This is a genomic window from Cryobacterium tepidiphilum (genome assembly GCF_003716325.1).
In the GTDB taxonomy this organism is placed as follows: domain Bacteria; phylum Actinomycetota; class Actinomycetes; order Actinomycetales; family Microbacteriaceae; genus Cryobacterium; species Cryobacterium tepidiphilum.
Window position 1 is genome coordinate 1 of record NZ_RDSR01000025.1, and the last position, 24693, is coordinate 24693.

General features: G+C 68.4%; 23 protein-coding genes, 1 tRNA gene and 1 riboswitch. Of the genes, 13 read left to right on the top strand and 11 right to left on the bottom strand.

Annotated elements, in window-relative coordinates; translation table 11 throughout:
- Positions 1-67: 67 nt before the first annotated feature.
- From EEJ31_RS12480 to EEJ31_RS12490, 3 genes are read right to left on the bottom strand one after another with little or no spacing between them, the layout of a single operon-like run.
- Positions 68-1801, bottom strand: coding sequence for a sensor histidine kinase (locus EEJ31_RS12480; RefSeq protein ID WP_123046623.1), 1734 nt, complete (start codon positions 1799-1801; stop codon positions 68-70).
- 29 nt (positions 1802-1830) lie between these two features.
- Complete coding sequence (locus tag EEJ31_RS12485) at positions 1831-2523, bottom strand: response regulator transcription factor (RefSeq protein ID WP_123046624.1); 693 nt, start codon at positions 2521-2523, stop codon at positions 1831-1833.
- A gap of 18 nt (positions 2524-2541) precedes the next feature.
- Positions 2542-3303 (bottom strand): helix-turn-helix transcriptional regulator, encoded by a 762-nt coding sequence (locus tag EEJ31_RS12490; protein ID WP_123046625.1) that lies wholly within the window; start codon positions 3301-3303, stop codon positions 2542-2544.
- Between the two features lie 89 nt (positions 3304-3392).
- On the opposite strand from EEJ31_RS12490, the gene folE reads away from it, so the two are divergent.
- Genes folE through EEJ31_RS12510 form a run of 4 tightly spaced genes read left to right on the top strand, consistent with a single transcriptional unit; the run spans position 3393 to position 7010 of the window.
- The gene (gene folE, locus EEJ31_RS12495; protein WP_233563884.1) at positions 3393-4079 is read left to right on the top strand and encodes a GTP cyclohydrolase I FolE; all 687 of its coding nucleotides are present in this window, start codon (positions 3393-3395) and stop codon (positions 4077-4079) included.
- Positions 4080-4121: 42 nt separating this feature from the next.
- Positions 4122-5381, top strand: coding sequence for an NAD(P)/FAD-dependent oxidoreductase (locus EEJ31_RS12500; protein ID WP_199727349.1), 1260 nt, complete (start codon positions 4122-4124; stop codon positions 5379-5381).
- A 1-nt stretch (position 5382) separates the two neighbouring features.
- Positions 5383-6300 (top strand): dihydropteroate synthase, encoded by a 918-nt coding sequence (gene folP / locus EEJ31_RS12505; protein WP_123046627.1) that lies wholly within the window; start codon positions 5383-5385, stop codon positions 6298-6300.
- Entirely contained in the window at positions 6300-7010 is a 711-nt protein-coding gene (locus EEJ31_RS12510; protein ID WP_123046628.1) for a pyrimidine reductase family protein, read from the top strand. The genes folP and EEJ31_RS12510 overlap by 1 nt, the downstream gene beginning before the upstream one ends.
- 36 nt (positions 7011-7046) lie before the next feature.
- Here EEJ31_RS12510 and EEJ31_RS12515 read toward each other — a convergent pair whose 3' ends face one another.
- From EEJ31_RS12515 to EEJ31_RS12525, 3 genes are all read right to left on the bottom strand, one after another.
- Positions 7047-8690, bottom strand: coding sequence for a DNA repair helicase XPB (locus tag EEJ31_RS12515; protein ID WP_123046629.1), 1644 nt, complete (start codon positions 8688-8690; stop codon positions 7047-7049).
- Between the two features lie 180 nt (positions 8691-8870).
- A complete protein-coding gene (locus EEJ31_RS12520; protein ID WP_123046630.1) occupies positions 8871-10760 on the bottom strand; it encodes a helicase-associated domain-containing protein in 1890 nt (629 codons plus the stop codon).
- Between the two features lie 7 nt (positions 10761-10767).
- Positions 10768-11043, bottom strand: coding sequence for a hypothetical protein (locus EEJ31_RS12525; protein ID WP_123046631.1), 276 nt, complete (start codon positions 11041-11043; stop codon positions 10768-10770).
- 95 nt (positions 11044-11138) lie between these two features.
- On the opposite strand from EEJ31_RS12525, the gene EEJ31_RS12530 reads away from it, so the two are divergent.
- Together EEJ31_RS12530 and EEJ31_RS12535 are read left to right on the top strand one after the other, a co-directional pair.
- Entirely contained in the window at positions 11139-11519 is a 381-nt protein-coding gene (locus EEJ31_RS12530; protein ID WP_123046632.1) for a cold-shock protein, read from the top strand.
- Positions 11512-12186 (top strand): DUF3027 domain-containing protein, encoded by a 675-nt coding sequence (locus tag EEJ31_RS12535; protein ID WP_123046633.1) that lies wholly within the window; start codon positions 11512-11514, stop codon positions 12184-12186. The genes EEJ31_RS12530 and EEJ31_RS12535 overlap by 8 nt, the downstream gene beginning before the upstream one ends.
- 68 nt (positions 12187-12254) lie before the next feature.
- Here the strand turns inward: EEJ31_RS12535 and serC are convergent, their stop codons facing one another.
- Positions 12255-13370, bottom strand: coding sequence for a phosphoserine transaminase (gene serC / locus EEJ31_RS12540; RefSeq protein ID WP_123046634.1), 1116 nt, complete (start codon positions 13368-13370; stop codon positions 12255-12257).
- 85 nt (positions 13371-13455) lie between these two features.
- On the opposite strand from serC, the gene EEJ31_RS12545 reads away from it, so the two are divergent.
- The 6 genes from EEJ31_RS12545 to EEJ31_RS12570 all read left to right on the top strand — a co-directional run bounded on the left by EEJ31_RS12545 (position 13456) and on the right by EEJ31_RS12570 (position 19303).
- A complete protein-coding gene (locus EEJ31_RS12545; RefSeq protein ID WP_123046635.1) occupies positions 13456-14163 on the top strand; it encodes a metal-dependent transcriptional regulator in 708 nt (235 codons plus the stop codon).
- A gap of 230 nt (positions 14164-14393) precedes the next feature.
- Positions 14394-15248, top strand: a complete 855-nt coding sequence (locus EEJ31_RS13785) for a C40 family peptidase (RefSeq protein WP_233563885.1) — start codon at positions 14394-14396, stop codon at positions 15246-15248.
- A 399-nt stretch (positions 15249-15647) separates the two neighbouring features.
- A complete protein-coding gene (locus EEJ31_RS12555) occupies positions 15648-16145 on the top strand; it encodes an HNH endonuclease (protein WP_123046636.1) in 498 nt (165 codons plus the stop codon).
- 274 nt (positions 16146-16419) lie between these two features.
- A complete protein-coding gene (locus tag EEJ31_RS12560) occupies positions 16420-17265 on the top strand; it encodes a CHAP domain-containing protein (protein ID WP_123046637.1) in 846 nt (281 codons plus the stop codon).
- A 36-nt stretch (positions 17266-17301) separates the two neighbouring features.
- A tRNA-Arg gene (locus EEJ31_RS12565) sits at positions 17302-17373 on the top strand.
- 313 nt (positions 17374-17686) lie between these two features.
- Entirely contained in the window at positions 17687-19303 is a 1617-nt protein-coding gene (locus EEJ31_RS12570) for an ATP-dependent nuclease (RefSeq protein ID WP_123046638.1), read from the top strand.
- Positions 19304-19466: 163 nt separating this feature from the next.
- On the opposite strand, the gene EEJ31_RS12575 is transcribed toward EEJ31_RS12570, so the two are convergent.
- From EEJ31_RS12575 to EEJ31_RS12585, 3 genes are all read right to left on the bottom strand, one after another.
- On the bottom strand, positions 19467-20468 hold the full coding sequence (locus tag EEJ31_RS12575) for a glycoside hydrolase family 3 N-terminal domain-containing protein (protein WP_158603957.1): 1002 nt from the start codon (positions 20466-20468) through the stop codon (positions 19467-19469).
- 236 nt (positions 20469-20704) lie between these two features.
- On the bottom strand, positions 20705-21586 hold the full coding sequence (locus EEJ31_RS12580; RefSeq protein ID WP_123046640.1) for a Rieske 2Fe-2S domain-containing protein: 882 nt from the start codon (positions 21584-21586) through the stop codon (positions 20705-20707).
- A 95-nt stretch (positions 21587-21681) separates the two neighbouring features.
- Complete coding sequence (locus tag EEJ31_RS12585) at positions 21682-22896, bottom strand: glycoside hydrolase family 3 N-terminal domain-containing protein (RefSeq protein WP_123046641.1); 1215 nt, start codon at positions 22894-22896, stop codon at positions 21682-21684.
- 61 nt (positions 22897-22957) lie between these two features.
- A riboswitch (guanidine-III (ykkC-III) riboswitch) is annotated at positions 22958-23027 on the top strand.
- 12 nt (positions 23028-23039) lie between these two features.
- Between EEJ31_RS12585 and EEJ31_RS12590 the strand changes: the two genes are divergently transcribed.
- Entirely contained in the window at positions 23040-23306 is a 267-nt protein-coding gene (locus EEJ31_RS12590) for a CBU_0592 family membrane protein (RefSeq protein ID WP_123046669.1), read from the top strand.
- Between the two features lie 6 nt (positions 23307-23312).
- Here EEJ31_RS12590 and EEJ31_RS12595 read toward each other — a convergent pair whose 3' ends face one another.
- Positions 23313-24608: an MFS transporter gene (locus EEJ31_RS12595; protein ID WP_199727350.1), complete on the bottom strand. Its 1296-nt coding sequence runs from the start codon at positions 24606-24608 to the stop codon at positions 23313-23315.
- Between the last annotated feature and the right edge of the window lie 85 nt (positions 24609-24693).

Below are 24693 nucleotides of genomic sequence, written 5' to 3' on the forward strand. Positions count from 1 at the left end.
CGCGAGTGCGGGCTAACTGCCGCCTTCGGAGCTGGCGGGCGACATCAAGCGCGCACTCGCGCGCGGGCTAGGAGGCGGAGGGAGCGGCCGCGAGGGACTGCGGGGCGGCGGGCGAGCCGGCGAGGGGGAACCAGACGCGGAAGGTCGCGCCGCCGCCGGGGGTCTCGAGCACTTCGACGCTGCCGTTGTGGCTCGCCACGATCGACGCGACGATGGCCAGGCCGAGCCCGCTGCCGCCGGTCTCGCGCGTGCGGGAGGTGTCGGCGCGCCAGAAGCGCTGGAAGATCTTCTCCCGGATCTGCGGCGGAATGCCCTCGCCGTGGTCGACGACGGCGATGGAGGCGCGCTGGTGCCGCGCATCGACGGCGACGACCAGCTCGATGGGGGAGTCGGCCGACGTGAACCGCAGCGCGTTCCCCATCAGGTTGGTGATCACCTGCCGGATCTTGTTCTCCTCGCCCATGACGATGGCCGGCACGGCCTCCGACTCGAACGGCGCGTCGGTGACAGCGGATGCGCGGGCGGCAGGCTCGTCGGGACGGCGCGGCTTGCGCCCGCGGAAGAGGCCGAGCTTGGCGCCGGGCTTCGCCGCGGCTGCGTTCTCGCGGCGATCGGGCTGCTTGCCTGAAGGCTGCTGAGTGTCCTGCGTGCCGATCTCCTCCCGCACCTGGGCGGTCAGCCGGGTGAGGTCGCCGGTGGAGTTCGCCAGCTCGATGGCCGGTATCTCCGCGGTTTCGCCGAACTCGTCCTGCCCGGCGGTCACAACGGTGACGGTGTGACCCGGGGAGGACGCCATGGCGTCGAGGGCCGCGTCCCGGGCCAGGGGCACCAGGTCGACGGGGGTCAGCACCAGCGGTTTCGTCTCGTCGAGGCGGGCGAGTTCGAGCAGGTCCTCCACGAGGCCGCCCATGCGGATCGCTTCCTTCTCGATGCGCTCCATCGCCTGGGCGACGTCCTCGGTGGACTGGAGCGCGCCCATGCGGTACAGCTCCGCGTAGCCGCGCACCGACACCAGCGGAGTGCGGAGTTCGTGACTCGCGTCGCCCACGAACCGGCGCATCTGGTCGATGGTGCGCGCACGGTCTTTGAACGCCCGGTCGATGCGGTTGAGCATGGTGTTCAGCGAGCGGTTGAGGCGACCGACCTCGGTGTTGGGCGTGGCGCCGCCGAGTCGCTGGCTGAAGTCGCCGTCGGCGATCGCGGCGGCGGTTCGCTCCACCTCTCGCAGTGGCAGGAAGGTGGTGGTCACGAGCAGGCGTGTGAGCAGCGCCCCCACGATCACGACGCCGACGCCGAAGCCGAGGAAGATCGTGAGATACGTCGCCATGGTGTTCTCGGTGGGCGCCAGTGAGATGGCCAGCACCAGGGTGCCGAGGGTGCCCTGCGAGCTGATCGTCACGGGCACGGCCACGGCGTGGAACTCGGTGTCGTGGGGCGCGTTGTAGAGCGACTGCACCCGGCCGCCGAGCTTGGTGATCGACACCAGGTCGAGCGGGATCGTCACTTTGGGCAGCTCGGCGCTCGGGCGGTCCTGCCAGGTGCGGGTGATGAGCTTCCCATGCTCGTCGTAGAGGGCGACGAAGTACTCCGGCTGCACGCTGTCGGTGCCCGACGACTGGAGCACGTTCTGCGCCTCCGCCTGCAAGCGCTCGTCGAGCTGCTGGATGGCGCTGACCCGGAGCATCGCCATCGTGCCGATGCCGGAGACGAGGAGGCCCAGCGTGAGCAGGAGGACCGTGACCCCGGTGATCTTCGTGCGGAGGGAGATCCGGCTCCAGCGCTCGGTGAGTGACTCGTGCATCCCGTTTAACCTACGAGAACAAGCTGGGACTATGCCTTGGCGGCCTTCAGCATGTACCCGAACCCGCGCTTGGTCTGGATCAGCGGCTCGCTGGAGTGCGCGTCGACCTTGCGCCGCAAGTAGGAGATGTACGACTCGACGATCCCGGCGTCACCGTTGAAGTCGTACTCCCACACGTGGTCGAGGATCTGGGCCTTCGACAGCACCCGGTTGGGGTTGAGCATGAGGTAGCGCAGCAGCTTGAACTCGGTCGGGCTGAGCTCGATGGGAACGTCGCCGACCAGCACCTCGTGGGTGTCCTGGTCCATGGTCAACTCGCCGGCGCGGATGACCGCGTCTTCGTCGGCGTGCATGGTGCGGCGCAGGATGGCCTTGATGCGCGCCACGATCTCGTCGAGGCTGAACGGCTTGGTCACATAGTCGTCGCCGCCGACCGTGAGGCCGGTGATCTTGTCCTCGGTGTCGTCCTTCGCCGTGAGGAAGAGGATAGGGGCCGTGTAACCGGCCGAGCGGAGGCGCTTGGTGACGCCGAAACCGTTCATGTCAGGCAGCATGACGTCGAGGATGATGAGGTCGGGCTCTTCTTCCAGCACCGCTGAGATGGCCTGGGCGCCGTTGCCCACGGCGCGCACGGCGAATCCGGCGAAGCGCAGGCTGGTGGTGAGCAGGTCACGGATGTTGGGCTCGTCGTCCACGATCAGAATACGGGGGCCGTCAGTCATGGCTCCAGTATCTGCGCGTCAGCTGGATCTATGCTGTGAACCTTCAGTGTGCCTGTCATCCGGGTCGGGACTGATCCGGATGCAGCAGCCCGCAGCCCCCGGGTCGTTCTCCACGCGGCATCCGGTGTCACGGGCGCCTTCGGCCATGCCGCGCACGAGCCAGAGATTCATCTCGCACACCACGGCCGTGTGGTCCTGCGCGAGGCGGTGGAAGGGGCAGTTGCCGAGCACGATGTCGGCGCCCTCAGGGAGCGGCTCGAACCCGTTCTCCTCCAGCGCCTCCGGCAGGGAGGCGGCGACGGCGCCCTGCGCCCGGCCCTCGGCCGCCGCGAGTTCCCGCAGGGTCTCGCGTACCGGCGCGCCGGTCTCGGCGGACCGCTCGACCGCGCCGGCGAGAAGGTCGCCGGCCAGGTCGTAGTGGCGCTGGGGCAGTGACAGGAGCACCTCGCCGGTGGCGCGACGGTAGAGCTTGGTCGGCCGACCCGAACCGGGGCCGCTCCGGCCGTTGGTGCGCCGGTACTCCACGTCGAGGAGGCCCGCTGCGGCGAGCCGCTCGAGATGGAACGCCGCGGTGCTCCGTGACAGGTCGTGCACCTGCGCCACCGTGTCGCGGCTGACCGGTTCCGGGCTGCGGCTGACGTAGGTGTAGAGCGCGAGCCGCGTCGGGTCGGCGAGCGCGGTGACCGCCTCGACCCGTTCCGTCAGCGGGGGAGCCGGCACGGCATCCGCTGGCCGCGCCTGGTCGTTCACAGGGGGATCGGAACCTGGTGCGCCGTTCATGCCCCCAGCCTAACTCTAAAATCAAAAAAACTTGACAAAAGAATGACGCGGATCTAACGTCGCCAATAACAGCGGAGAAAGGGGCCATCGTGTCACTCGCAGAGATCTCGGAGATCGTCGAACTGGCCGAAGTGGCGGAGATCGCCGCCCTGACGGACGTGCGGAGCGCACCGCACGCCGAGCGCCCGGCCGGCCGACGGCATCCGCTGCCCGGTCGCCAGGAACCCGACCGGGAACGCGCGGCGGCGGCCGTGGCCGACCTGCTGCGCGCGCTCGGGCGGGACACCACGGAGGTGAACCTGCGGGAGACCCCGCGGCGGGTCGCGGACGCGTTCATCGAGATGCTCACGCCCCGCGAGTTCGCCCTCACCACCTTCCCCAACGACGAGGGCTACGACGAACTCGTGGTCGTGCGCGATATCCCGTTCCACTCCCTGTGCGAGCACCACCTGCTGCCGTTCCAGGGCGTCGCGCACATCGGCTACCTGCCCGGGGAGCGGATCCTCGGCCTGTCGAAGCTCGCCCGCACTCTGGAGCACTTCGCGCGGAACCTGCAGGTGCAGGAACGGCTGACCCGGCAGACCGCCGACTGGCTGCAGGCGCAGCTGGCAGCGCGCGGCGTGGGCGTGGTGATCGAGGCCGAGCACATGTGCATGTCGCTGCGCGGGGCGCAGAGCAGCGGGTCGCGCACCCGCACGATGACGCTGCTGGGCGCGGTCAAGGATGACCGGCGTACGCGCGAGGAATTCTTCACTCTGTGCGGCCTGCAGGCATAAGGGCTGCAGGCGCAGGGCGACTCGAAGAGGAGACGAGAAATCATGGCTGAGCAACAGACATTCGTGATCGTGGGCGGCGGGCTCGCCGGCGCCCGGGCGGCCGAAGCGATCCGCGGTGAGGGGTTCACCGGTCGGGTGGTGATCGTCGCCGCGGAGGACGCCTACCCGTACATCCGGCCGCCGCTGTCGAAGGAGTACCTGCAGGGCGGCGCCGATCGCGACAGCGTCTTCGTGCACCCAGCCGACTGGTACGCCCAGCAGGACATCGAGGTACTGCGCGGCCACGAGGCATCCGCGCTCTCGCCGGGCAGCCACGAGCTGACGCTCGTCTCGGGCGAGGTGCGGCGGTACGACAAGCTCCTGCTCGCCACCGGCGCCACGCCCCGGCGCTTCGGCGGCGAAGGAGCGCAGCTGCCGGGCGTGCACTACCTGCGCACCGTGGCCGACTCCTCGGCGCTTCGGGCTGCCCTGTCGCCAGGGAACCGGCGCGTGGTCGTCGTCGGGTCGGGCTGGATCGGGCTCGAAGTCGCCGCCACAGCGCTCGGCTACGGCAACAGCGTCACCGTGCTCGGCCACGAACCGGTGCCGCTGGCCGCCGCCGTCGGCGAGCGTGTCGGCCACGTCTTCGCCGGGCTGCACCGCGAGCACGGGGTGGACCTGCGCTCCTCCACCGACGTCGATGCGCTGCTGGGCGACGCTCGCGGCGTCACCGGTGTGCGCACCGCGTCGGGCGACGTCGTCCCGGCCGATGTCGTCGTGCTCGGCATCGGCGTCATCCCCAACAGCGGGCTCGCCGAGGCGGCCGGCCTCGAGGTCGACAACGGCATCGTCACCGACGCCTCCTTCCAGACAACGGATGCCGACGTGTACGCCGTCGGCGACGTCGCCTCGGTCTATCACCCGGTTCTGGGCCGGCGCATCCGCATCGAGCACTGGGCCAACGCCGAGAACGCCGGCGCCGCGGCGGGCCGGGCGATGGCCGGCGCCGAGGTGAGCTACGACGAGATCCCGTACTTCTACACCGACCAGTTCGACCTCGGCATGGAGTACTCCGGCTACGGCGTGCTCGCCGCGGATGCCGAGGTCGTCTTCCGCGGGGACGTCGAGGGCCGCGAGTTCATCGCTTTCTGGGTGAAGGACTCGCGCGTGGTCGCCGGCATGAACGTGAACGTGTGGGACGTGAACGAGACCGTGCAGAGACTGATCCGTGAGCGGGTGCCGGTCGACGCCGCCCGCCTCCAGGATGAGAGCATGGCACTCGAGGACCTGCTGAGCCCGGTGGGCGCCGACGAAGGGAACTGACATGGCCGTTCCGCCCGATGCTGCTCCCGCGCCCGCGCTGCTCCTGCCCGAGCTGACGCGGCCGAAGCGGCGCATCGGCGGCCGGCTGTTCGACTTCTCGCGGCAGGTGGCCGTGATGGCCATCGTCAACCGCACGCCCGACTCGTTCTACGACCGCGGTGCCACCGACAGCCTGCATGCCGCCGTCGCCGCCGCGAGGAAGGCGATCGCCGACGGGGCGGACTGGGTCGACATCGGCGGGGTGAAATTCGCTCCGGGGTTTGCCGTGCCGATCGCCGAGGAGATCGACCGGGTCGTTCCCGTCGTCGAGGCCCTCCGCGGATCGGGCGCCGTGCTCTCCATCGACACGTTCCACCCGGAGGTCGCGCTCGCAGCGATCAGCGCCGGCGCCCACGTCATCAACGACACCACCGGCCTGCACGATCCGGCCATGGCCGAAGTTGTCGCCGACAGCGACGCGACGCTCGTGATCACCCACAGCCTGGCCGAGCCGCGGATGCCGTACCCGGCGCCGCAATACGACGACGTCGTCGCCGAGGTGGCCGGTTTTCTCCTGCACCGGGTCGACCGGGCGCTCAGCTACGGCGTCCCCCTGGAGCGGATCGTCATCGACCCGGGGCATGACCTCAACAAGAACACCCTGCATTCCCTGGAGCTCACGCGGCGGCTCGGCGAGATCACGACACTCGGGCTGCCGACCCTCGTCGCCGTCTCGAACAAGGACTTCGTGGGCGAGACCCTCGACCGGGCCCGCGGGGAGCGCGTGAACGGCTCCCTGGCCGCCGCGGTCTTCTGTATCATGCAGGGCGCGCGTATCGTTCGGATGCACAACGTCGCCGCCGCCGTCGAAGCCGTGCGCATGACCGAGGCGATCCTCGGCTTCCGCGACCCCGCCTACCTGCGCCACAACCTGGAGTGATGATGCTGGAGCGAACCTCGTTGATCGAACGCTACCGCGTGGAGGACCGGGACACCCCGATGCTGCGCGCGAACTTCATCAGCAGCCTCGACGGTGCCGCCACCGAAAACGGCCGCAGCGGCGGTCTGGGCAATGCCGACGACAAGCTGGTCTTCGACACCCTCCGGCTGCTCGCCGACGTGATCGTCGTCGGGGCGGGCACGGTGCGCGTCGAGGGCTACACCGGGGTCGAGCTGTCCGCGGAGGACGTGGCGTGGCGAGCCGACCACGGTCTGAGTGAGCAGCCGCCCGTTGCGGTCGTGTCGGCGGAACTCGACTTCGACCCGGCGCATCCGTTCTTCACCCAATCGGTGACGCGGCCCATCCTGATCGTTCCCGCGTCGGCGCCCGCCGACCGGCGGAAGCGCCTGGGGGAGGTGGCCGACGTGCTCGTGTGCGGGGAGGACTCGCTTGACGCGCCGGAGATGCTCACCCAGCTGGCCGCGCGCGGGCTCACCCAGGTGCTGTGCGAGGGCGGACCGCACCTGTTCGGCTCGCTGGTCACGGTCGACTGCGTCGACGAGCTCTGCCTGACGCTCAGCCCCAAGCTCGAAGGCGGACCGGCCGGACGCATCGCCCGCGGCGGCCCGCAGACCACCCGCGACATGCAGCTCGTGCACGCCATCCCGGCCGGCGACATGCTCTTCCTGCGCTACCGCCGCATCCGCTGACCCGCCTACCCTCGCACCCCCCTGGGACGAGGAGGGTCAGGCGGCCTCGAGGTTGTGCGAGTCGAGGATGGTGTAGCTGTAGCCCTGCTCGGCGAGGAAGCGTTGCCGGTTCTGCGCGAAATCCTGGTCGACGGTGTCGCGCGCGACGAGCGTGTAGAAGTTCGCCGACAGCCCCGACTCCTTCGGACGCAGCAGCCGGCCGAGGCGCTGGGCCTCCTCCTGCCGTGAGCCGAACGACCCGGAGACCTGGATGGCGACGGTCGCCTCCGGCAGGTCGACCGAGAAGTTCGCGACCTTCGAGACGACGAGCACGTTCTCCTCGCCGACCCGGAACGCCTGATAGAGCCGTTCCCGTTCGTCCACGGGGGTGGAGCCGGTGAGCCGGGGCGCGCCCAACGCATCCGCCAGTTCGTCGATCTGGTCGAGGTACTGCGCGATCACCAGGATGCGCTCGCCCCGGTGGCGCTCGACGAGCTCCTTCACGACGGCGAGCTTGGCCGGCGCGGTCGCGGCCATGCGGTAACGCTCGTCGTCGGGCGCGGCGGCGTAGCTGAGGCGCTCGTCGTGCGGCAGGTCCACGCGCACCTCGTAGCAGGCGGCGGGGGAGATGTAGCCCTGCGCCTCGATCTCCTTCCACGGCGCGTCGAAGCGCTTGGGGCCGATGAGGCTGAACACGTCGCCCTCCCGGCCGTCCTCCCGCACGAGCGTCGCGGTGAGGCCGAGCCGCCGGCGGGCCTGCAGCTCGGCCGTGAGCTTGAAGACCGGCGCCGGGAGCAGGTGCACCTCGTCGTACACGACGAGCCCCCAGTCCATGGCGTCGAGCAGGGCCAGGTGCGCGTACTCGCCCTTCCGCTTGGCGGTGAGGATCTGGTACGTCGCGATCGTGACCGGCTTGACCTCTTTCATCTGGCCCGAGTACTCGCCGATCTCCTCGGGTGTGAGCGTGGTGCGCTTCAGCAGCTCGTCGCGCCACTGCCGGGCCGACACCGTGTTGGTGACGAGGATCAGCGTGTTGGTCTTCGCGGTCGCCATGGCGCCGGCACCGACGAGCGTCTTGCCCGCCCCACAGGGCAGCACCACAACGCCCGATCCGCCGACGAAGAAGTTGTCGACCGCCTTGTGCTGGTAGTCGCGCAGCGCCCAGCCGTCTTCGACGAGGTCGATCGGGTGCGGGGTGCCGGGCGTGTAGCCCGCGAGGTCTTCGGCCGGCCAGCCGAGCTTCACCAGCTCCTGCTTCAGCTGCCCGCGTGCCCACGGTTCGACGAGGTAGGTGTCGGGCGACGGATGCCCGATCAGCAGTGGCGAGATGCGCTTGGCGTGGGAGATCTCCCGCAGCACGGCCTCGTCGGTGCTGTGCAGCACCAGCTGGCCCTCGTCGTCGCGCTCGATCACGAGCCGGCCGTACCGTCCCACCGTTTCGGCGATGTCGACCGACACCGTCTGCGGGATCGGGAACTTGGAGTACTTCTCGAGGGTTGCGAGCATGTCGCTCGCCTCGTGCCCCGCAGCGCGGGCGTTCCAGAGACCCAGCCGGGTGATGCGGTAGGTGTGGATGTGTTCCGGCGCGCGCTCGAGCTCGGCGAAGACCGCGAGGTCGTGGCGTGCGTCTTCGGCGTCGGGGTGCGCGACCTCGAGCAGAACGGTTCGGTCACTTTGGACGATCAGGGGCCCGTCAGACATAAGGGCCAATTCTACGGCAGTGCGCACTCCCGCCCGCCCTGGCCGCCCATTCCGTGACGCGAGTGAGCAGAAACTGCTGGAAAGAGCGACTCATAGCGACAGATACTGCTCCCTCGCGTGCAGGGGTGGGGGAGTGGATGGGGCGCGGGGAAGCGGGGGCGCGGGGGCTCGGGGTCGGGGTCACGGGGCGACGGTGATGCTGATGACGCTGGAGAGCGGCACGGTGCGCTCGATGTCCGCCCGGCGGTCCTTCGCCCGGAAGCGGCCGCCGCCGATGCTGGCCGGCTCGAGGAGGTAGTCCACCACCACGCCGTCGGGCATGGCGATGTTCACCGTCACCGCCTGGCGGGTGCGGATGGCGGCCTCCAGCTGCTTGACCAGCCAGGCCTGGCCCGTGTCGCCGTCACCGTCGCTCGCGCGCACCTTCTCCACGAGCGCGGCGGCTGGGTCGGCAACGGATGCCTTCGGCGCGCTCCCCGGCTGGTGGCGGCGGAGACGCAGCACCTCACCGTCCGCGTTCTCGGCGGCGACCGGGTATTTCGCATCCGTCAACGCCCAGAACACCGGCTCCGCCGGGAACCGGCTGACCAGACGGTCGCCGTCGCGTACGAGCCCGAGCGAGGCGAGGGACTGGTCGACGCTGATGGTACGCAGGAGCACCGCGTCGCCGGAGCGAACGTAACTCTGGGCCGGAGGCCCGTCGCCGCCGCGGGTGGGCCGGACGGTGCCCACGCGCACCTTTCCGTAGCGGGACGCCGCCTCGCGGATCTGATACTCCAGCGGCTGCGGAATGCCGGTGAGCGAGATGCCGCGCAGGAAGTCGAGCAGGGAGTCCGCGGTCTCGCCGGCGGCCAGGGCCCGGTTCACGGATGCCGCGGAGATGCGATAGCTCGACGCCAGCTCGCGGCTCTCCACGTCGGCGAGCAGCCGCAGGCGGGCATCGATGGCGGGTGCCATCGGCCCCGGGGCGACGACCGAGAGGTCGTTCTGCAGGTACACCTGCTCCACTTCCGGAGGCAGGAAGGCACTGATCGTCAGGGCGGCGGCCCCGTGGTCGCCGGCGAGGACGGCGGCGCCGGCGGTGCTGGTGATGTCGCGGGCGGTGATGCCGAGCAGCGCGGCGTCGCGGGCGATCTCGTCGACCTGGTCGCGCATCCGCTGCCCGCCCGCCGGGTACTGCCACGCGGTCGACGCGCGCAGCGCGTCGCCCCAGCCGGACCCCGCCGCGGTGGGCACGACCGGCCGCAGGTTCTCGGGGAGGGCCGTATTCCAGGCGGCGGCGACCGTGGCCCAGCGGGCGGCGCTGCCCTCGCGGAGCCATGCTTCGCCGGCGTTTGTCTCGACCCATTGCCCGTCGATGAGCCCCACGAGTCCCGCATTGCGGGCGATGGCCACGAGCGGGGCCACCGACTCCGGCTCGACGGCCATGATCTCGGCGAGGCGGCGGGTATCGGGGAGGCCGAGGCCGCCGCGGCTGAGCTCCCGCACCGGTTCCCGGGCCAGGCCGGTGACGAGTTCGGTGATCGAGGAGACCACCGCGAACGCGCGCTCGGCGGCCAGCCTGTCGGCGACCTCCACGTCGGACGCATCAGGCGTCGGCGAGGCCTTCTCGCCACGGTCGGCGGCGAGCTCCCGGGTGCCGGGCAGGACCTCCGTGGGCCACGCCGCCAGGCGCTGGGCGGCCGCGGCATACGGGGAGAAGCGGTCGCCGTCGAGCACGCCGAGGAACATGTCGTCGAGCAGGGCAGCATGCGCCCGCACGTCGGTCACGGCGACGGATGCGCCGCGCAGCTCTGCGAGCCGGCCCGCGATCGCGGCGAGTTCCGGGGCCGCCGCACCGGCCGTCTCGGCACCCGCAGCTTGAGCGTCGAGCTCGGCGGCCACCGCCAGCACGGCGAGCGTGAAACGCTCCAGGCCGGTGAAGGCCTGCTGCAGCGCGTCGGGGGAAAGGAACGCCTCGGCGAGGTCGAAGAAGTCGCGGATGCCGCTGCCGCCAAGGTCGCGCACCCGCACGGCGCGGCGCAACGCATGGTCTTCGGAGGCCCGAAGTCGCGTCGCCAAGGTCAGCATGCGCGGGCTACTGCCGGTTCATTCGTGCTTCGCGGCCGCGGCGGACGAAGCTCATCACCAGCAACGTGATCACCAGGAGGAACCCGAGGGGCAGGGCGAGGAGCGGGAAGATCAGCACCATCGGCCAGAGGCCCTGGCCGAAACCATTGTCGGCGGAGGCCCCCGAAGCGGTGCCCGCAATGTCGGCGACGAACGCGATCAGGGACAGCACCACGAGCGCCGCGATGGCGTACGCCAGCACCCGTTCGACGACGTCGGCGGCACGCGGGGTTTGGCTGGTCACATCATAAGGATACTCAGGCGCGGCAACGGCAAACCGCCTAAGCTGGAGGCATATGACGCGCAGTTCAGCGCGCCCTGAAACGCAGCGAGGTTCACATGCCCACCGGCAAGGTCAAGTTCTACGACGAGGAGAAAGGCTTCGGCTTCATCAGCTCCGATGACGGCCAGGAAGTCTTCCTGCACGCATCCGCCATGCCCGCGGGAGCCAGCGTGAAGGCCGGGAGCAAGGTCGAGTTCGGCATCGCCGATGGCAAGCGCGGTGCGCAGGCGCTGTCGGTGCGGGTCATCGAGGCGCCGCCGAGCCTGGCGAAGATGAGCCGCAAGCCCGCTGACGACATGGCGATCATCGTCGAAGACCTCGTGAAGCTGCTCGATGGCATCGGCGCGAACCTGCGTCGCGGCCGCTACCCCGACAGTGCGCACAGCAAGAAGATCGCGGCCGTTCTGCGAAAGGTCGCCGAGGAGTTGGATGTCTGACGCGGAGACCGACGCAGTCCCGGCCGCAGACACTGACGCTCACACTGGCACTGACGCTCACACTGACGCGGTCGCTGACCCTGCCGAGGTCGACGCATCCGCCCTGCCCGAACCGAAAACGGATGCCGTGCTGCTCGGCGCCGTCGACCTCGCCCGGGCGGCGCTTCTCGACATCACGCCGGCCGACACGATCGGCGAGCCCGTGGGGCACCGCGCGCTGGAAGACCACGTGCTGTCGCTGTATTTCGCGTGCACGCTGCCCGGCTACCCGGGGTGGCACTGGACGGTGAGCCTGTCGCGCATCGACGACGACGCCCCGGCGTTCGTTCTCGAGACCGAGCTCACCCCCGGTGAGGGCGCCATGCTCGCACCCGACTGGGTGCCGTGGTCGGAGCGCCTCGCCGACTACCGTGCCGCGCAGGAGCTCGCAGCCGCCCAGGCGGCTGAAGCGACGGCCGACGACGAGGACGACGACCTCGACGAAGATGACCTCGACGAGGATGACGTCGACGAACTCGACGACCTGGACGACGAAGTCGACGAGGACGACCTCGACGGCGACCACGGTGACGACGAGCTCGACGGCATCGACTTTGCCCAGCACGACGACGACGAATCCGAGGACGACGACTCCGTCAGCGACGAGTCCGACGAGCGCGACAAGTGACCTCCTGACGCGAGAAGAGCCCGGGCGCCGTTGTGGCGGCCCGGGCTCTTCTGCATAAGAGGGGAGCGTTAGCGCGCGGTGTTCTCCACCACGAACTCGATCGACCTGATGAGCTGCTCGACGTCGGACGTCGGGATCGTCGTGAACGTCGCGATGCGCAGCTGGTTGCGGCCCAGCTTGCGGTACGGCTCCGTGTCGACGATGCCGTTGGCCCGCAGGGTCTTGGCGATCGCGCCCGCGTCGATGGCGTCGTCGAAGTCGATCGTGACGACCACCTGCGAGCGGTCGGCCGGGTCGGCCACGAACGAGGTCGCATAGTCAACGCCCTCCGCCCAGCGGTACAGGGCGGATGACGACGCCTGCGTGCGCTCCGACGCCCAGCTGAGCCCGCCGTTGCCGTTGATCCAGTCCAGCTGGCTCTCCAGCAGCAGCAGGGTGGCAAGGGCCGGGGTGTTCAGGGTCTGGTTGAGCCGGGAGTTGCTGATCGCGTTGGTGAGGCTGAGGAACTCGGGGATGTACCGGCCGCTCGCGGCGACACGCTCCACGCGCTCGATCGCGGCGGGGGAGAACAGGGCGAGCCAGAGACCGCCGTCGGAGGCGAGATTCTTCTGCGGGGCGAAGTAATAGACGTCCGCCTGGCTGGCGTCGAAGTCGATGCCGCCGGCGGCGCTGGTGGCGTCGATCACCGTGAGGGCTCCCGGGTCACCGTCGACGCGGGTGACCGGCGCCATGACGCCGGTGGAGGTCTCGTTCTGCGGCCACGCGTACACGTCGACGCCCTGGGTGGGGCTCGGCCGGCTGCGCGAACCAGCCGGGGCACTGATGACGTCGGGGGCCTCGAGGAACGGCGTCTTCACGGCCGCTGCGAACTTCTGGCCGAACTCGCCGAAGACGAGGTTCTGGCTGCGTTTCTCGACGAGCGAGAACGCCGCGGCATCCCAGAACGCCGTCGAGCCGCCATTGCCGAGGATGACCTCGTAGCCCTCCGGCGCACCGAGCAGTTCGCCGACGCCGCTGCGCACGCGACCGACGAGGTCCTTGACGGATGCCTGGCGGTGCGAGGTGCCGAGGATGCCGGCGGAGGCGACGAGGTGGTCCAACTGCTCCGTTCGGATGCGGGACGGGCCGCAGCCGAATCGTCCGTCGGCGGGCAGCAGTTCAGAAGGAATAGTCAGGGGCGCCATGAGCCGATTCTAGTTGCTCGATCCCGGCAGGTAGGGTTGAGCGAGCGCGGGCGAGGCTGTGCACCGGGCGAGCGGGAGGCTGGGGATGACGGATCTGATCGACACCACCGAGATGTACCTGCGCACCATCCTCGACCTCGAAGAGGAGCGGATCATCCCGCTGCGGGCGCGCATCTCCGAGCGCCTCGGACACTCCGGGCCCACCGTCTCCCAGACCATCGCCCGCATGGAGCGCGACGGTCTCGTCGTGGTGTCGGGCGACCGGCACCTCGAGCTCACGCCTTCCGGCCGCAGCAAGGCCGTGCACGTCATGCGCAAGCACCGGCTCGCCGAGCGGCTGCTCAGCGACGTCATCGGGCTCGAGTGGGAGTTTGTGCACGACGAGGCGTGCCGGTGGGAGCACGTGATGAGCGAGCAGGTCGAGCGCAAGATCCTGGAGATGCTGGGGCACCCGACCGAGTCGCCGTACGGCAACCCCATCCCGGGCCTCGAGGAGCTCGGGCACACGCCCGCCGACTCGTTCATGACGGGGGTCACCAGCAGCGTCGACCTCGTCGCAGGCTCCCGGCAACCGGTGCGCGCCGTCATCCGTCGTCTCGCCGAACCGGTGCAGTTCGACCCGGAACTGCTCGCCCAGCTGCGCGAGTGCGGCGTGATGCCCGGAAACACGGGGGAGTTCACAGCGGCTGGTTCCGCTGTGCTCGCGCAGGTCGACGGCTTCGGTGAGGGGCTCGAACTGCCCAGCGAGATCGCGAGCCACATTTTCGTCGCGACACCCGAAATCACCGTCTGAACCTGAGAGTTTCCGGGGAAACGTTACCGATTCGTTAGTTTTTGTCCGCCTTAAGGATGACAAAACGGTAACGAACACGTAACGTCTAGACGTCCCACCGGCCAGCACACGGCACCGGGACCCGGATCAAGACGCCTTCTCGGCCCGTCTCTTGCTCCGGAAAGCTCAAGCGATAAGCGCATTGGACGGGGTGACGACGTGTCGTCGCTGGGGCGCTGGAGGTTCGCACATTGGCATTTTCAGGTAGCACGCGGTCCCGCAACGGGATCGACCCGACACGCAACACCATTGAAAAGCTCCCCACCGACTCCGCCCCGCGACGCTCGGCGCCGCGCCCATCGCGCAAGCGGATGGTGGGCAACCTGGTCGTGATGAGCCTGGCCGGCGGCATCGTCGCCACGATGGCCATCCCCGCCTACGCGTTCACGCCTGGGTCCGACCAGGCGCGGTTCGGTGCCAGCGAGTCTACGCAGCTGGCGAAGGACGGCGCGCAGACAGTGGAGGTCAACGCCCGTGCGGCGACCGTGACCGTCGCCCGCGACGGCTTCAGCGCCACCACCCACGAGGAACTCGTGGCGCGCGCGAAGGCGAAGGCCGCCGCAGAAGCGGCTGCCGCCGCCGAGGCCGCAGCGGCCGAGGAGGCGCAGCGGCAGCGCGAGGCGGCGACGGAGCAGATGAGCTCCTACGCCTCGTCGTACACCGGGCCATCGGTCGACGACTACCTGGCCGCGCCGGCGCACCCCGACTTCGACCTCGGCTCGGTTTACGGCACGGCGTCGCAGTACCAAGGCGTTCCCTATGTCTTCGGTGGCGCGACGCCCGCGGGCTTCGACTGCTCGGGCTTCGTGATGTACGTGTACGCCCAGTACGGCATCAGCCTGCCGCACTCGGCGAGCGGGCAGGCCGCGGCCGGCACGCGCATCGACCGCGCGGACGCGCAGCCGGGTGACCTCGTGATCATGGACGGGCACGACGGCTTCTACGCCGGGAACGGCAACATTCTGCACGCGCCGTACGAAGGCGCATCCGTTCGTGTGCAGCCGCTCTGGACCGACGACTACTACATCGTGCGCCTCGGCATCTGAGGCGCTGGCGAGCTGCGCGGTGTGAACGCCGTTGCGCGGGTTGAATTCAGCCCGCGCAACGGCGTTCGACCCGCCGATCGCGCGCACGAACAACGGATGCGGCGCGCCAGCTCTTCGCGGCGCGCCGATTGTGCGTTAACCTGAGTGCCTGATGTTCTGCGAGTCGTTGGAACTGCCGATACGCCCGTCCCGCACGACCCACCCCATGGGCCCGTGCGGAAACGAGTCGTGCCGGCCGGGCGGCCAAACAGAACGGTGTCAGGTGACCGGGTCACCTTGCCGTTCGGGCGTTGTCATTGTGACAGCGCCCTTTTTGTTTGCCCGCATGCCGACGCCTCGCCGACACAGGCCGTAGTTCGAATGGCTGGAAGCCGTCCAGCCTGGTTCGAAAGGGAGAGCATGCGCACACTGGTCCTCAACGCCGGGTACGAACCGCTGGCTGTCGTGTCGTTCAAACGGGCGCTCGTGCTGGTGATGAATGACAAGGCCACCATCGTGCAGGCCGACGCCGGGCATCCGGTGCGGTCTGCAACCGGGTTGTGGGAGCGGCCCAGCGTGATCCTGCTGACCCGGTATGTGCGCATCCCCCGAACCCGGCCCGCGCCGGTGAGCCGCCAGGGGGTGCTGCGCCGGGACGCGCGCCGATGCTGCTACTGCGGCCTCACGGCCAACACCATCGACCACGTGCTGCCGCGCTCCCGCGGCGGCAGGGACAGCTGGGAGAACCTCGTGGCGTGCTGCCTGCGCTGCAACAACGCGAAGGGCGACCAGACGCCGGCCGAGGTCGGCTGGAGCATGCTGTTCACGCCGACCGTTCCCCACGGCGGCGCATGGGCCGTGCGTGGGGTGGAGCAGCCGCTACGCGACTGGGACGCCTACCTGGTTCCGGCCGCCTGAACGCCGCGTGAAGAATCGCTAATCCCTCCGAACGGGGGGTGAAGATCCTTCGGCGCGAGGGTTTATGCAATCGTTACCTGTGACATAGGGTTGGGGGGTCCCACGAACTACCCCGGAGGATCCACCTGTGACCCAAACCGGCCCTACCGGTTCTGCCGAACCCTCGGCAGAGTTGAACGCCTTCCCCTCCCGACGCGAATTGCGCGAACAGCGCGAGCGGTCGACGGCGAAACGCTCGACGGTCAAACGGGAACATGCGGCGGATTCCGCGCCCATGACGGTCTCGCGGGAATCCGAGGCACCCGCGCCGGTGGCATCCGTTGCGTCGGAAACGCCGCCCGCGGCATCCGTTCGCCAGGCCCGGGCCAAGCGCCGTCACCCGGTGATCAGCGCCCTCACGATTGTGGCGATCCCCGGCATCTTCCTCACGGCCGGCCTGCCCGCGTATGCGTTCGCGCCGGGGGAGTCGCCCGTGACGCAGGGAACGTCGGCGTCTGCGCCGGCCCAGGGCGTGACCGTCGCAGCGTCGGCGGCCAAGGTCACCGTGGCACGCGACGGGTTCTCGGCGACGACGCCCGAGGAACTGGCGGCGAAGAAGGCCGCGGCTGAGGCGGCGGCAGAAGCGGCGGCAGCCCAGGAAGCGGCTGAGCAGGCGGCGGAACTCGCGAGCTCGTCGGAGGGCGCCTGGTCGGTTTACGGCGTGCGTGCCGAGGGCGACGACTACCCGTGGCCCTACGAGACTCCCGACTTCGCCGGCGGTGGGCTCTCCCCGCTCGGCTACTATTACCGCGAGTGCGTCGACTTCGTGGCGTGGCGCCTCAACCGCGACGCCGGGTCGACCGGCAGCCCGTGGCGCTTCACGTGGAGCAACCTGACGCCCGGTGGCGGCGACGCCTCCGCGTGGGCCAGCGCCTGGCAGAATCACGGATGGGCTACCAGCGACACGCCCGTCGTCGGCGCTGTCGCATGGTTCGACTACAACCACGTGGCCTACGTGCAGTCGGTTAACGACGATGGCACCGTGTCGCTCGAGGAGTACAACTGGGGCGGCAGCCACACCTACAACACACGCACCATCCCGGCCGGCGACGTCAACCTGTTCCTGTACCCGCCGGCCTGACGCCCTCCGTTGTGACCCGGTAGGCTTTCGGGGTCAGCCTCTGTAGCTCAATGGAAGAGCAGTTCCGTCCTAAGGAAAGGGTTGGGGGTTCGAGTCCCTCCAGGGGCACCTTGCGTGGGCTACCAGGGCTTGCGTCGAGCTCGTCGGCCGTCTTGACGGTCACTACCGGTATCTAGCTACTCGCGACTTCGTGGGGTCGCAGCGCTTCGGGCTTACCTCTCCCTGGTCAAGCTATCTAGGTGGTAGCGACTGCCCGAGTTCTCCTACTTGCACCAAGTAACACCCCAATATCTTCCGCAAAATTGGCTGGGCACTACCCGATCCACTGGGCGTCTGGACGAGTGTGAACCGGTCAAGGGGGGCCCGTGCCAAGTGGGAGTGTCGACGAGCCACCTAATCGGCTAGCCGGTAGCGTTCCACTATGGCACTGGGTACACGAGACAGCTCCGAAATTCGCGACTCGGAACGAGCGGACCTAATCAAGCGCGTTTCCCGTCGAGCGTACGACACGTATCTGGTGTCTATGAATCTGGCTCACTTGCGCTCGTACCGAGACGCGCACATTCGCTTCGATTTCCCCGTAACTGCATTGGTCGGCCCCAACGGCGGGGGAAAATCGACAGTCCTAGGAGCGGCGGCGCTAATCCACCACGAAGTAAAGCCGCGACAGTACTTTGCGAAGAGCGGTGTCTACGACAAGAGCATGGTGGACTGGCGAATTGAATATGACATTCTCGAGAATCGAAAGCCAATCAGCCGAACGGCGAGCTACCCGAAGTCGAAGTGGAACCGGAATGCGGTTAAGCGGAAAATCCTGACATTTGGAATCGCACGCACGCTTCCTGCGACCGAGCGCAACGACCTCGCCAGTTTCATCGGCGGCTCCTTCAAGGGCTTTGGTGAGACCGTGCTCTCTAAGGAGACAATCGAAGCGGTTGAGGCGATTCTCGGAAAGGAAGCTCAGAAGTACCTGCTGGTTGATGGGAACAAGAAGGGTGACAAGCAGCTTTACGCTGCTCGAACTACTTCGGGTGACGCATACTCCGAGTTTCACTTTGGCGCTGGTGAAGCGAGCGTGATTCGGATCGTTCGCGATATTGAAGAGAGTCCTGATGGTTCGCTGATCGTCATTGAGGAGATCGAAAATGGTCTGCATCCGGTCGCGGCGCGAAGACTGGTTGAGTATCTCATCGACGTAGCTCGACGCAAGGCGTGCCAGGTTATCTTCACGACCCATTCGAATGATGCGCTGGCACCACTTCCTGACGAGGGAGTCTGGTCGTGTGCTAACGGCGTGCTTACTCAGGGCAAACTGGACGTCAATACCCTTCGAACGCTCACTGGCGAAGTAAACGCGTCGTTCGCGATATTTGTCGAGGACGATTTCGGCGAGGAGATGGCGATCGCTGCGTTCCGAGACTTTGCAAGACGGGTAGGTGTCTCGATGCTTGGCGTGGAAGTGCATCAGCTTGGCGGTGCCGGAAACGTTCGGAGGCTCACGCTTGCGCATAACCAGAACCCCAGCATTCCCTTTAAGGCGATGGGCATCGTTGATGGCGATGTCCCGAACGAAACCGATCCGACACATCACGTATACGCGTTCCCCGGGGCGGCCGACCCGGAGATCCATGTCGCGACGGCTGTAGCCGCAAAGCTAGACACAATCGCCGCTCGACTCGCGCTCAACTTGGGTCTCCGAACAACCGATCAGCAACGCGTCGCGACAGCCGTTCGTAGCCGATTGTTGACGAATCGGGACCCGCACTTAATTTTTGAGCAAATCGGGGAAGACCTGGACTTTCTGGCAGGGCAGACCGTGGCGCGTGCATTTCTGACCCAGTGGGCGGAGAACTATCCGAATGAAGTAGCGAAACTCTTCGAGAATGCCGTGGGAGTAATTCCGGACCATCCGGGCACGATCGTTGAACCGCCCCTCGATGGCATCGGGTTTCGCGAGAATGCCGTTGACGGATTGGCGCCGAGCAGAAGGCTCACAAGTGCAGCGGTTGAGGTTGACCCGGGGAGCGGAGCGTTGTAAGGTCGGCCGGCGCTCCTTGCTATGGACGCTCAACTCGAAGCGCAGACACGCCCTGCTACTCGACGGCCGGCGGTCAACCATGCGCGGGTCCTAATTATTGGCGTTCTCCGCAGCGCCGGGTGGATATGCTGGGCACCGACTGACACTCGCGGCCGCGGTACCTTCAGGCGAGCAACCCTCGCGCCTGCTTCGACTTCAGGACCACCAGGGCCGCCGCGTAGACCTGCTTCTTAAACGCGGCATCCGTCTTCATGCGCACCAGGACTGCCGTGGTCATCGTGTGCGCCTGCTTCACGTTGACGGTGAGCACCATGTCGCCGCCCGCGGCGATGAAGCGCGTCGCACGGGACGCCACGGAGTACGCCGCGACCTGCTTCGCCGCCCCGAGGTCGTCGCTGATGACGACGCCACGGAAGCCCATCGTGTTGTGCAGCAGCCCGGTCACGATGGTGCGGGAGAAGGCGGCGGGGTTCTTGGCGTCGATGCGCGTGTAGATGGCGGTGGACATCATGACGAACGGAACCTTGGCCTTGATCGCCGCGGCGAAGGGCCGCAGGTACGCGTCGGTGGCCGTGGTCGTGCGGTCGGTGACTCCGGCGGTGGTGTCGGTGTTCGCGGTCACTCTGCCGAGCCCCGGGAAGTGCTTGACGGTCGCGCTCACCCCGCCGGCGGCGAGTCCACGTGCGACGGCGTTGCCCTGGGTGCTCACAATGGATGGCGTGTGGCCGTACTCACGGTCGAGGTCGCCGATCGGCGGGTTGTGGGTGTCGCCGGGGGGAACCGTGTCGAGCACGGGCGCGAGGTTGACGTTGATGCCCGCGGCCTTCAGCTGCTTGCCCCAGGTGGTCGCCCAGTACTGCAGGTCCGCGGTGTACCAGGTGCCCTGCACCAGGGCGGTCGAGTAGTCGGTGAAGCCGGACCCGCGCATCCGCCGCACATACCCGCCCTCCTGGTCGGTGGCGATGAACAGCTTGTTGTGAGCGGGCGCTACCCGTTGCAAGGCTGCCGTGATCGCCTTCTCCTGCGTGATGCTGAGCGTGCTGTTGCCGTCGAGGATCACGGAGCCGATGTGGTCAGCCTTGATCGTGTTCAGGCAGTCCGTGCTGACGCTCATGCTCGGGCAGCCGATCATGAACAGCTGGCCCACGCGCTGCGCGTCGGTCATCGCGGCGAACGCCTTATCAGCGGGCGACGGGGGCACAGTGGCAGCCACTGCCGGGGCGCTCGTCGAGGTGCTGGGGGAGGCGGCGGTGGATGCAACGACTTCGCCCGCGCTCGGCGCTCCCACGCAGGATACGCAGAGGGCAACGCATGCGACACCAACAAAGGCCCCGAAGCCCCTGTATTTCATGCTTCAAGGATACGTCTCGCGGGCGTCCCTGGCTGAAAAATTTGTCGGCGTCAGCCCGCCGCAGGGAGGCGCACCTCGACGGCCCCGTCGGTGATGCGCGTCTCGAAGCAGGGCTGGGGCGCCGTCGCCGGACCGTGCACGACTTCGCCGGTGGCGAGGGAGAAGACGCTCTTGTGCCACGGGCACTGCACACAGGCATCCGTCGCCGACGTGCCGGGGATGAGCGTGCCTTCGTGCAGCGGGCCGGTCAGGTGGCTGCACGTGTCGGCGAGCACCTGCACGCGGTTCCCGGTGCGCAGGGCCACGAGCGGTACCTCGTGGAGGGTGAGGTGGCGCAGCCGGCCCTCGGGAAGCTCGTCGAGCATCCCGACGCGGTGCCAACCGGGGGAGACGTCGCCGGCGACATTCCAGGTGTGGTTGACGCCGGCCGTCTGGCGGTAGGCGAGGTGACCACCGAGGAAGCCGCCGACCATCACCGCGCCGAAGCCGGCGTATCCGAGCACCTTGCCGCTGCCCTGCCGACCGCGGGAGCGCTGCACGAACGACGCGGTATAGAGGAGGACCGCGGTGAAGTTGCTCGCGGCGTGCACGAGCCCGACACGGGACTGCTTCTTCAGCAGGTTGGACCAGTCGGCATAGCCGGACAGTGCAGATGGAACGGCGCCGGCCACACCCGCGGCCACGAGCAGCCGCGACGCACGCTCGTTCTCGGGAAGAGCATCGAGGATCGCGGCCGACGACCAGGCGCCGATCGGCACCAGAACCACTGACGGGTGCAGCGGATGCCCGAAGGGCACCCCGTGCAGGATGTCCGCGAGCCACCGGGTGCGCAGCGCCGCCCGCGCGACCCGCCGCAGCGGCTTGGCGAGCGGATCGAGCCACGCGGCATCCTCGAGACGTTCGACCTGCTTCAGACCGGGCAATACCTTCATGGAACGCTCCTCGGTGAGAATCCGCGCGCGCGTCAGCAACGCTCGAGCCCACGTTACGACCGTCCGGTCCCCGTGTCACCGGCCAGCAGCACCGATTATGGCGAGAGCAGCGAGTGCGCCTGCTTCGCAGCCAGCACCCGTAACGCCGCGGCATCCACCTGCTCACGGAATGCCGTATCCGACCGCATGCGGTTCAACACAGCGGATGTCATCTCCTCGGCTTGAGAGGCATCGACCGTGAGCACGAGGTCACCACCGGCGGCGATGAATTTGAGCGCGCGCTCGGCGACCGCATAGCCTGCGACCTGTTCGGCGGCGCCGAGGTCGTCGCTGATGACGACGCCGCCGAAACCGAGGTCGTGGCGGAGCAGCCCGGTGACGATCGGCCGCGAGAAGGCGGCGGGCGTGCTGTCGTCGATGCGCGTGTAGACGGCGGTGGACATCATCACGAACGCGACCCCCGACCGGATCGCAGTGACGAAGGGGAGCAGTGCCGGGTCGTCGGCCGTGGTCGTGTCGTCGACGACGTGCGCGCTCGTGTCGGTGTTCTCGGTGACCCGCCCCAAACCGGGGAAGTGCTTCGCAGCGGCGATGAGGCCAGCCGCCGCGAGGCCCTGTGCGACCGCATTGCCCTGCCGGCTCACGACTTCCGGCGTGTGGCCGTATCCACGGTCGAGCTCGCCGATCGGCGCGTTGTCCACGCCCGGCGGCACGGTGTCGAGCACAGGGGCGAGGTCGACGTTGATGCCGGCCGCCCACAGCTCCCGCCCCCAGGTGGTGGCGGCGCGCTGCAGGTCTGCCGTGGCCCACTGACCCTGATCGACAGCCGAGGATATGTCGGTGAAGCCGGACCCTTGCATCCGCTGTACGAGGCCGCCCTCCTGGTCGGTCGCGATGAACAGCCGCACACCGGCGGGCGCCGCCGCCAGCAACGCCGCCGTCACATTCTTCTCGCCCGCGATACTCAGTGTGCTGTTGCCCGTGAGGATGACCGCGCCGATGTGCCCCGCGCGGATCGTGCGACGGCATGCATCCGTGGCCGTCGTGCTCGGGCAGCCGATCATGAACAGCTGGCCGACCCTCTCCGCGTCGGACATGCGCGCGAGCGTCGCTTCCGCGAGCGATGGCGTTGGGGTGGGCGTCACGGTCGGCAACGACGTGGGCGTGGGCGTTGCGGGAGTCGTTGCTCTCGCCGACGGAGAACGGCCCACGCTGGACGCCGCGCCGCCCGCCCCCGAATTGCTCTCGCACGACGCGCAGAGCGTTGCGACGGCGAGGCAGGCGACGGCAACAAAGATTCGGGGCCGCATTCTTCAACGCTACCCCGGGTCGCGACGGATGCCGCGGCTGGGTCGCTCGGTTAAGCTGTCGGAGGCGTGATGGTCGGCATCGCACCCCGGACGAGTGAAGCATCGTACCCGGCCAGAAAAGACGACGCTTGATGGAGGTCGTCATGAGTCAACTCGTTCAGATCATCGGATCGCTCCTCGTCCTGGCCGGGTTCGCCCTGGCCCAGTGGGGCTATCTCAATCAGAAGGCACTCAGTTACCTGGTGCTGAACACGGTCGGGTCGGCGATTCTTGCCATTAACGCCCTGCTCGAAGCACAGTGGGGCTTCCTGCTCCTCGAAGGAGTGTGGGCGATCGTGTCGGCGATCAGCCTCGTCGGCGTTCTCCGCGGCGGCCGGCGCGAGCTGCGGGAACCCTCGGCTTCCGCCTGACCCTACTCAGCGCCGGCGGAGCCGGATCGGCAGGTGCAGGTGGTGCTGCCGGGCGATGATGACGGCCATGACGGCGGCCGCGAGGGCCGGCACCAGGCCGCTCACCAGCATCCCCACCTGCGGCCCGGCGAATTCGACGAGCCGGCCCATGACGACTCCACCGAGCGACTGGCCGCCCAGCAGCACGAGCACGTAGAGCGACATCACCCGACCGCGCACGCGCATGTTCGACGACATCTGCACGAGCGGGTTGCCCGCGGTGAAGAACAGCTGGTTGGTGAACCCCACCACGAGCAGGGCGATGCCGAACGCGATCTCGGTGGGCATGAGCCCCGCGCCGGCCTGCAGGAGCGCATAGAAGCCGCCGCTGTAGATCACGGTGCGCAAACGGATGTTGGCGCGGCGCGTGCAGGCGAGGGCCCCGACGAGCGCGCCCACGGCGACCAGCGAGTTGAAGAGCCCGTAGCCGCCGGCGCCGACCCGGTAGACCTCCGACGCGTACGCGGCCAGCAGCACGGGCATGTTCAGCGTGAACACCGCGAGGAACGCGAGCATGAGGATCGACCAGAAGATCGTGGGCTTGGCGACGACGTACCGGAGGCCCTCCCGCAGCTGGCCCTTGCCGCGTGGGGCCGGCGGCGTGAGGTGCAGGGCGCCTGCGTCCATCCGGGCGAGCGTGATTACCGTGATGACGCAGGCGACCGCGTTGATCGCGAAGGCCCACCCGCCGCCCACGGCCTCGATGAGGAACCCGCCAACGGCGGGCCCGAGGAGACCGCCGAGCTGGAACACCGAGGAGTTCAGCGTGATGGCGTTCCGCAGGTAGCGCGGCCCGACGATCTCGTTCACGAAGACCTGCCGTGCGGGGTTGTCGATCACGGTGACGAGCCCGATCGCGAACGCGATCACCCAGACGTGCCACACCTCCACGGTGCCGGTGAGGGCGAGCACCGCCAGCACCGCGCTCAGCACGGCGGCGGTGCCCTGGGTGAGCATGAGCAGCATCCGCTTGGAGCGCCGGTCGACGATCACGCCGCCGTAAAGCCCGAACAGCAGCATCGGCGCGAACTGCAGCGCCACGGTGATGCCGACGGCGGCGACGCTCCCGGTGACCTGCAGCACGAGCCAGTCCTGCGCGATCCGCTGCATCCATACCGCCGTCATGGCGATGATGTTGGACGCCGTGAAGATGCGGTAATTGCGCACCGTGAGCGATTCCAGGCTCTGGCGCCACGGCTGCTTGCCGCTGTGCACCGGAATCGGCTCGGTGAGGGGATAGTCGTCAGGGTGTGGGGAGGTCATGGTCGCCCTTAAACGCTAGTCCTCGCGACCGACGTTCATCGACATCCGCTCTTCTAGACTGGTCGAAGCGGATGCTCACACCGCG

Coding starts and splice junctions, on each gene's coding strand:
- EEJ31_RS12570 (WP_123046638.1), top strand. CDS start 17,687: ATGGCACTGGGTACACGAGACAGCTCCGAAATTCGCGACTCGGAACGA.
- EEJ31_RS12520 (WP_123046630.1), bottom strand. CDS start 10,760: ATGCTGACCTTGGCGACGCGACTTCGGGCCTCCGAAGACCATGCGTTG.
- EEJ31_RS12530 (WP_123046632.1), top strand. CDS start 11,139: ATGCCCACCGGCAAGGTCAAGTTCTACGACGAGGAGAAAGGCTTCGGC.
- EEJ31_RS12500 (WP_199727349.1), top strand. CDS start 4,122: ATGGCTGAGCAACAGACATTCGTGATCGTGGGCGGCGGGCTCGCCGGC.
- EEJ31_RS12595 (WP_199727350.1), bottom strand. CDS start 24,608: ATGACCTCCCCACACCCTGACGACTATCCCCTCACCGAGCCGATTCCG.
- EEJ31_RS12545 (WP_123046635.1), top strand. CDS start 13,456: ATGACGGATCTGATCGACACCACCGAGATGTACCTGCGCACCATCCTC.
- EEJ31_RS12535 (WP_123046633.1), top strand. CDS start 11,512: ATGTCTGACGCGGAGACCGACGCAGTCCCGGCCGCAGACACTGACGCT.
- EEJ31_RS12590 (WP_123046669.1), top strand. CDS start 23,040: ATGAGTCAACTCGTTCAGATCATCGGATCGCTCCTCGTCCTGGCCGGG.
- EEJ31_RS12490 (WP_123046625.1), bottom strand. CDS start 3,303: ATGAACGGCGCACCAGGTTCCGATCCCCCTGTGAACGACCAGGCGCGG.
- EEJ31_RS12555 (WP_123046636.1), top strand. CDS start 15,648: ATGCGCACACTGGTCCTCAACGCCGGGTACGAACCGCTGGCTGTCGTG.
- EEJ31_RS12585 (WP_123046641.1), bottom strand. CDS start 22,896: ATGCGGCCCCGAATCTTTGTTGCCGTCGCCTGCCTCGCCGTCGCAACG.
- EEJ31_RS12580 (WP_123046640.1), bottom strand. CDS start 21,586: ATGAAGGTATTGCCCGGTCTGAAGCAGGTCGAACGTCTCGAGGATGCC.
- EEJ31_RS12510 (WP_123046628.1), top strand. CDS start 6,300: ATGATGCTGGAGCGAACCTCGTTGATCGAACGCTACCGCGTGGAGGAC.
- EEJ31_RS12560 (WP_123046637.1), top strand. CDS start 16,420: ATGACGGTCTCGCGGGAATCCGAGGCACCCGCGCCGGTGGCATCCGTT.
- EEJ31_RS12575 (WP_158603957.1), bottom strand. CDS start 20,468: ATGACCGACGCGCAGCGCGTGGGCCAGCTGTTCATGATCGGCTGCCCG.
- serC (WP_123046634.1), bottom strand. CDS start 13,370: ATGGCGCCCCTGACTATTCCTTCTGAACTGCTGCCCGCCGACGGACGA.
- EEJ31_RS12485 (WP_123046624.1), bottom strand. CDS start 2,523: ATGACTGACGGCCCCCGTATTCTGATCGTGGACGACGAGCCCAACATC.
- EEJ31_RS12480 (WP_123046623.1), bottom strand. CDS start 1,801: ATGCACGAGTCACTCACCGAGCGCTGGAGCCGGATCTCCCTCCGCACG.
- folP (WP_123046627.1), top strand. CDS start 5,383: ATGGCCGTTCCGCCCGATGCTGCTCCCGCGCCCGCGCTGCTCCTGCCC.
- EEJ31_RS12515 (WP_123046629.1), bottom strand. CDS start 8,690: ATGTCTGACGGGCCCCTGATCGTCCAAAGTGACCGAACCGTTCTGCTC.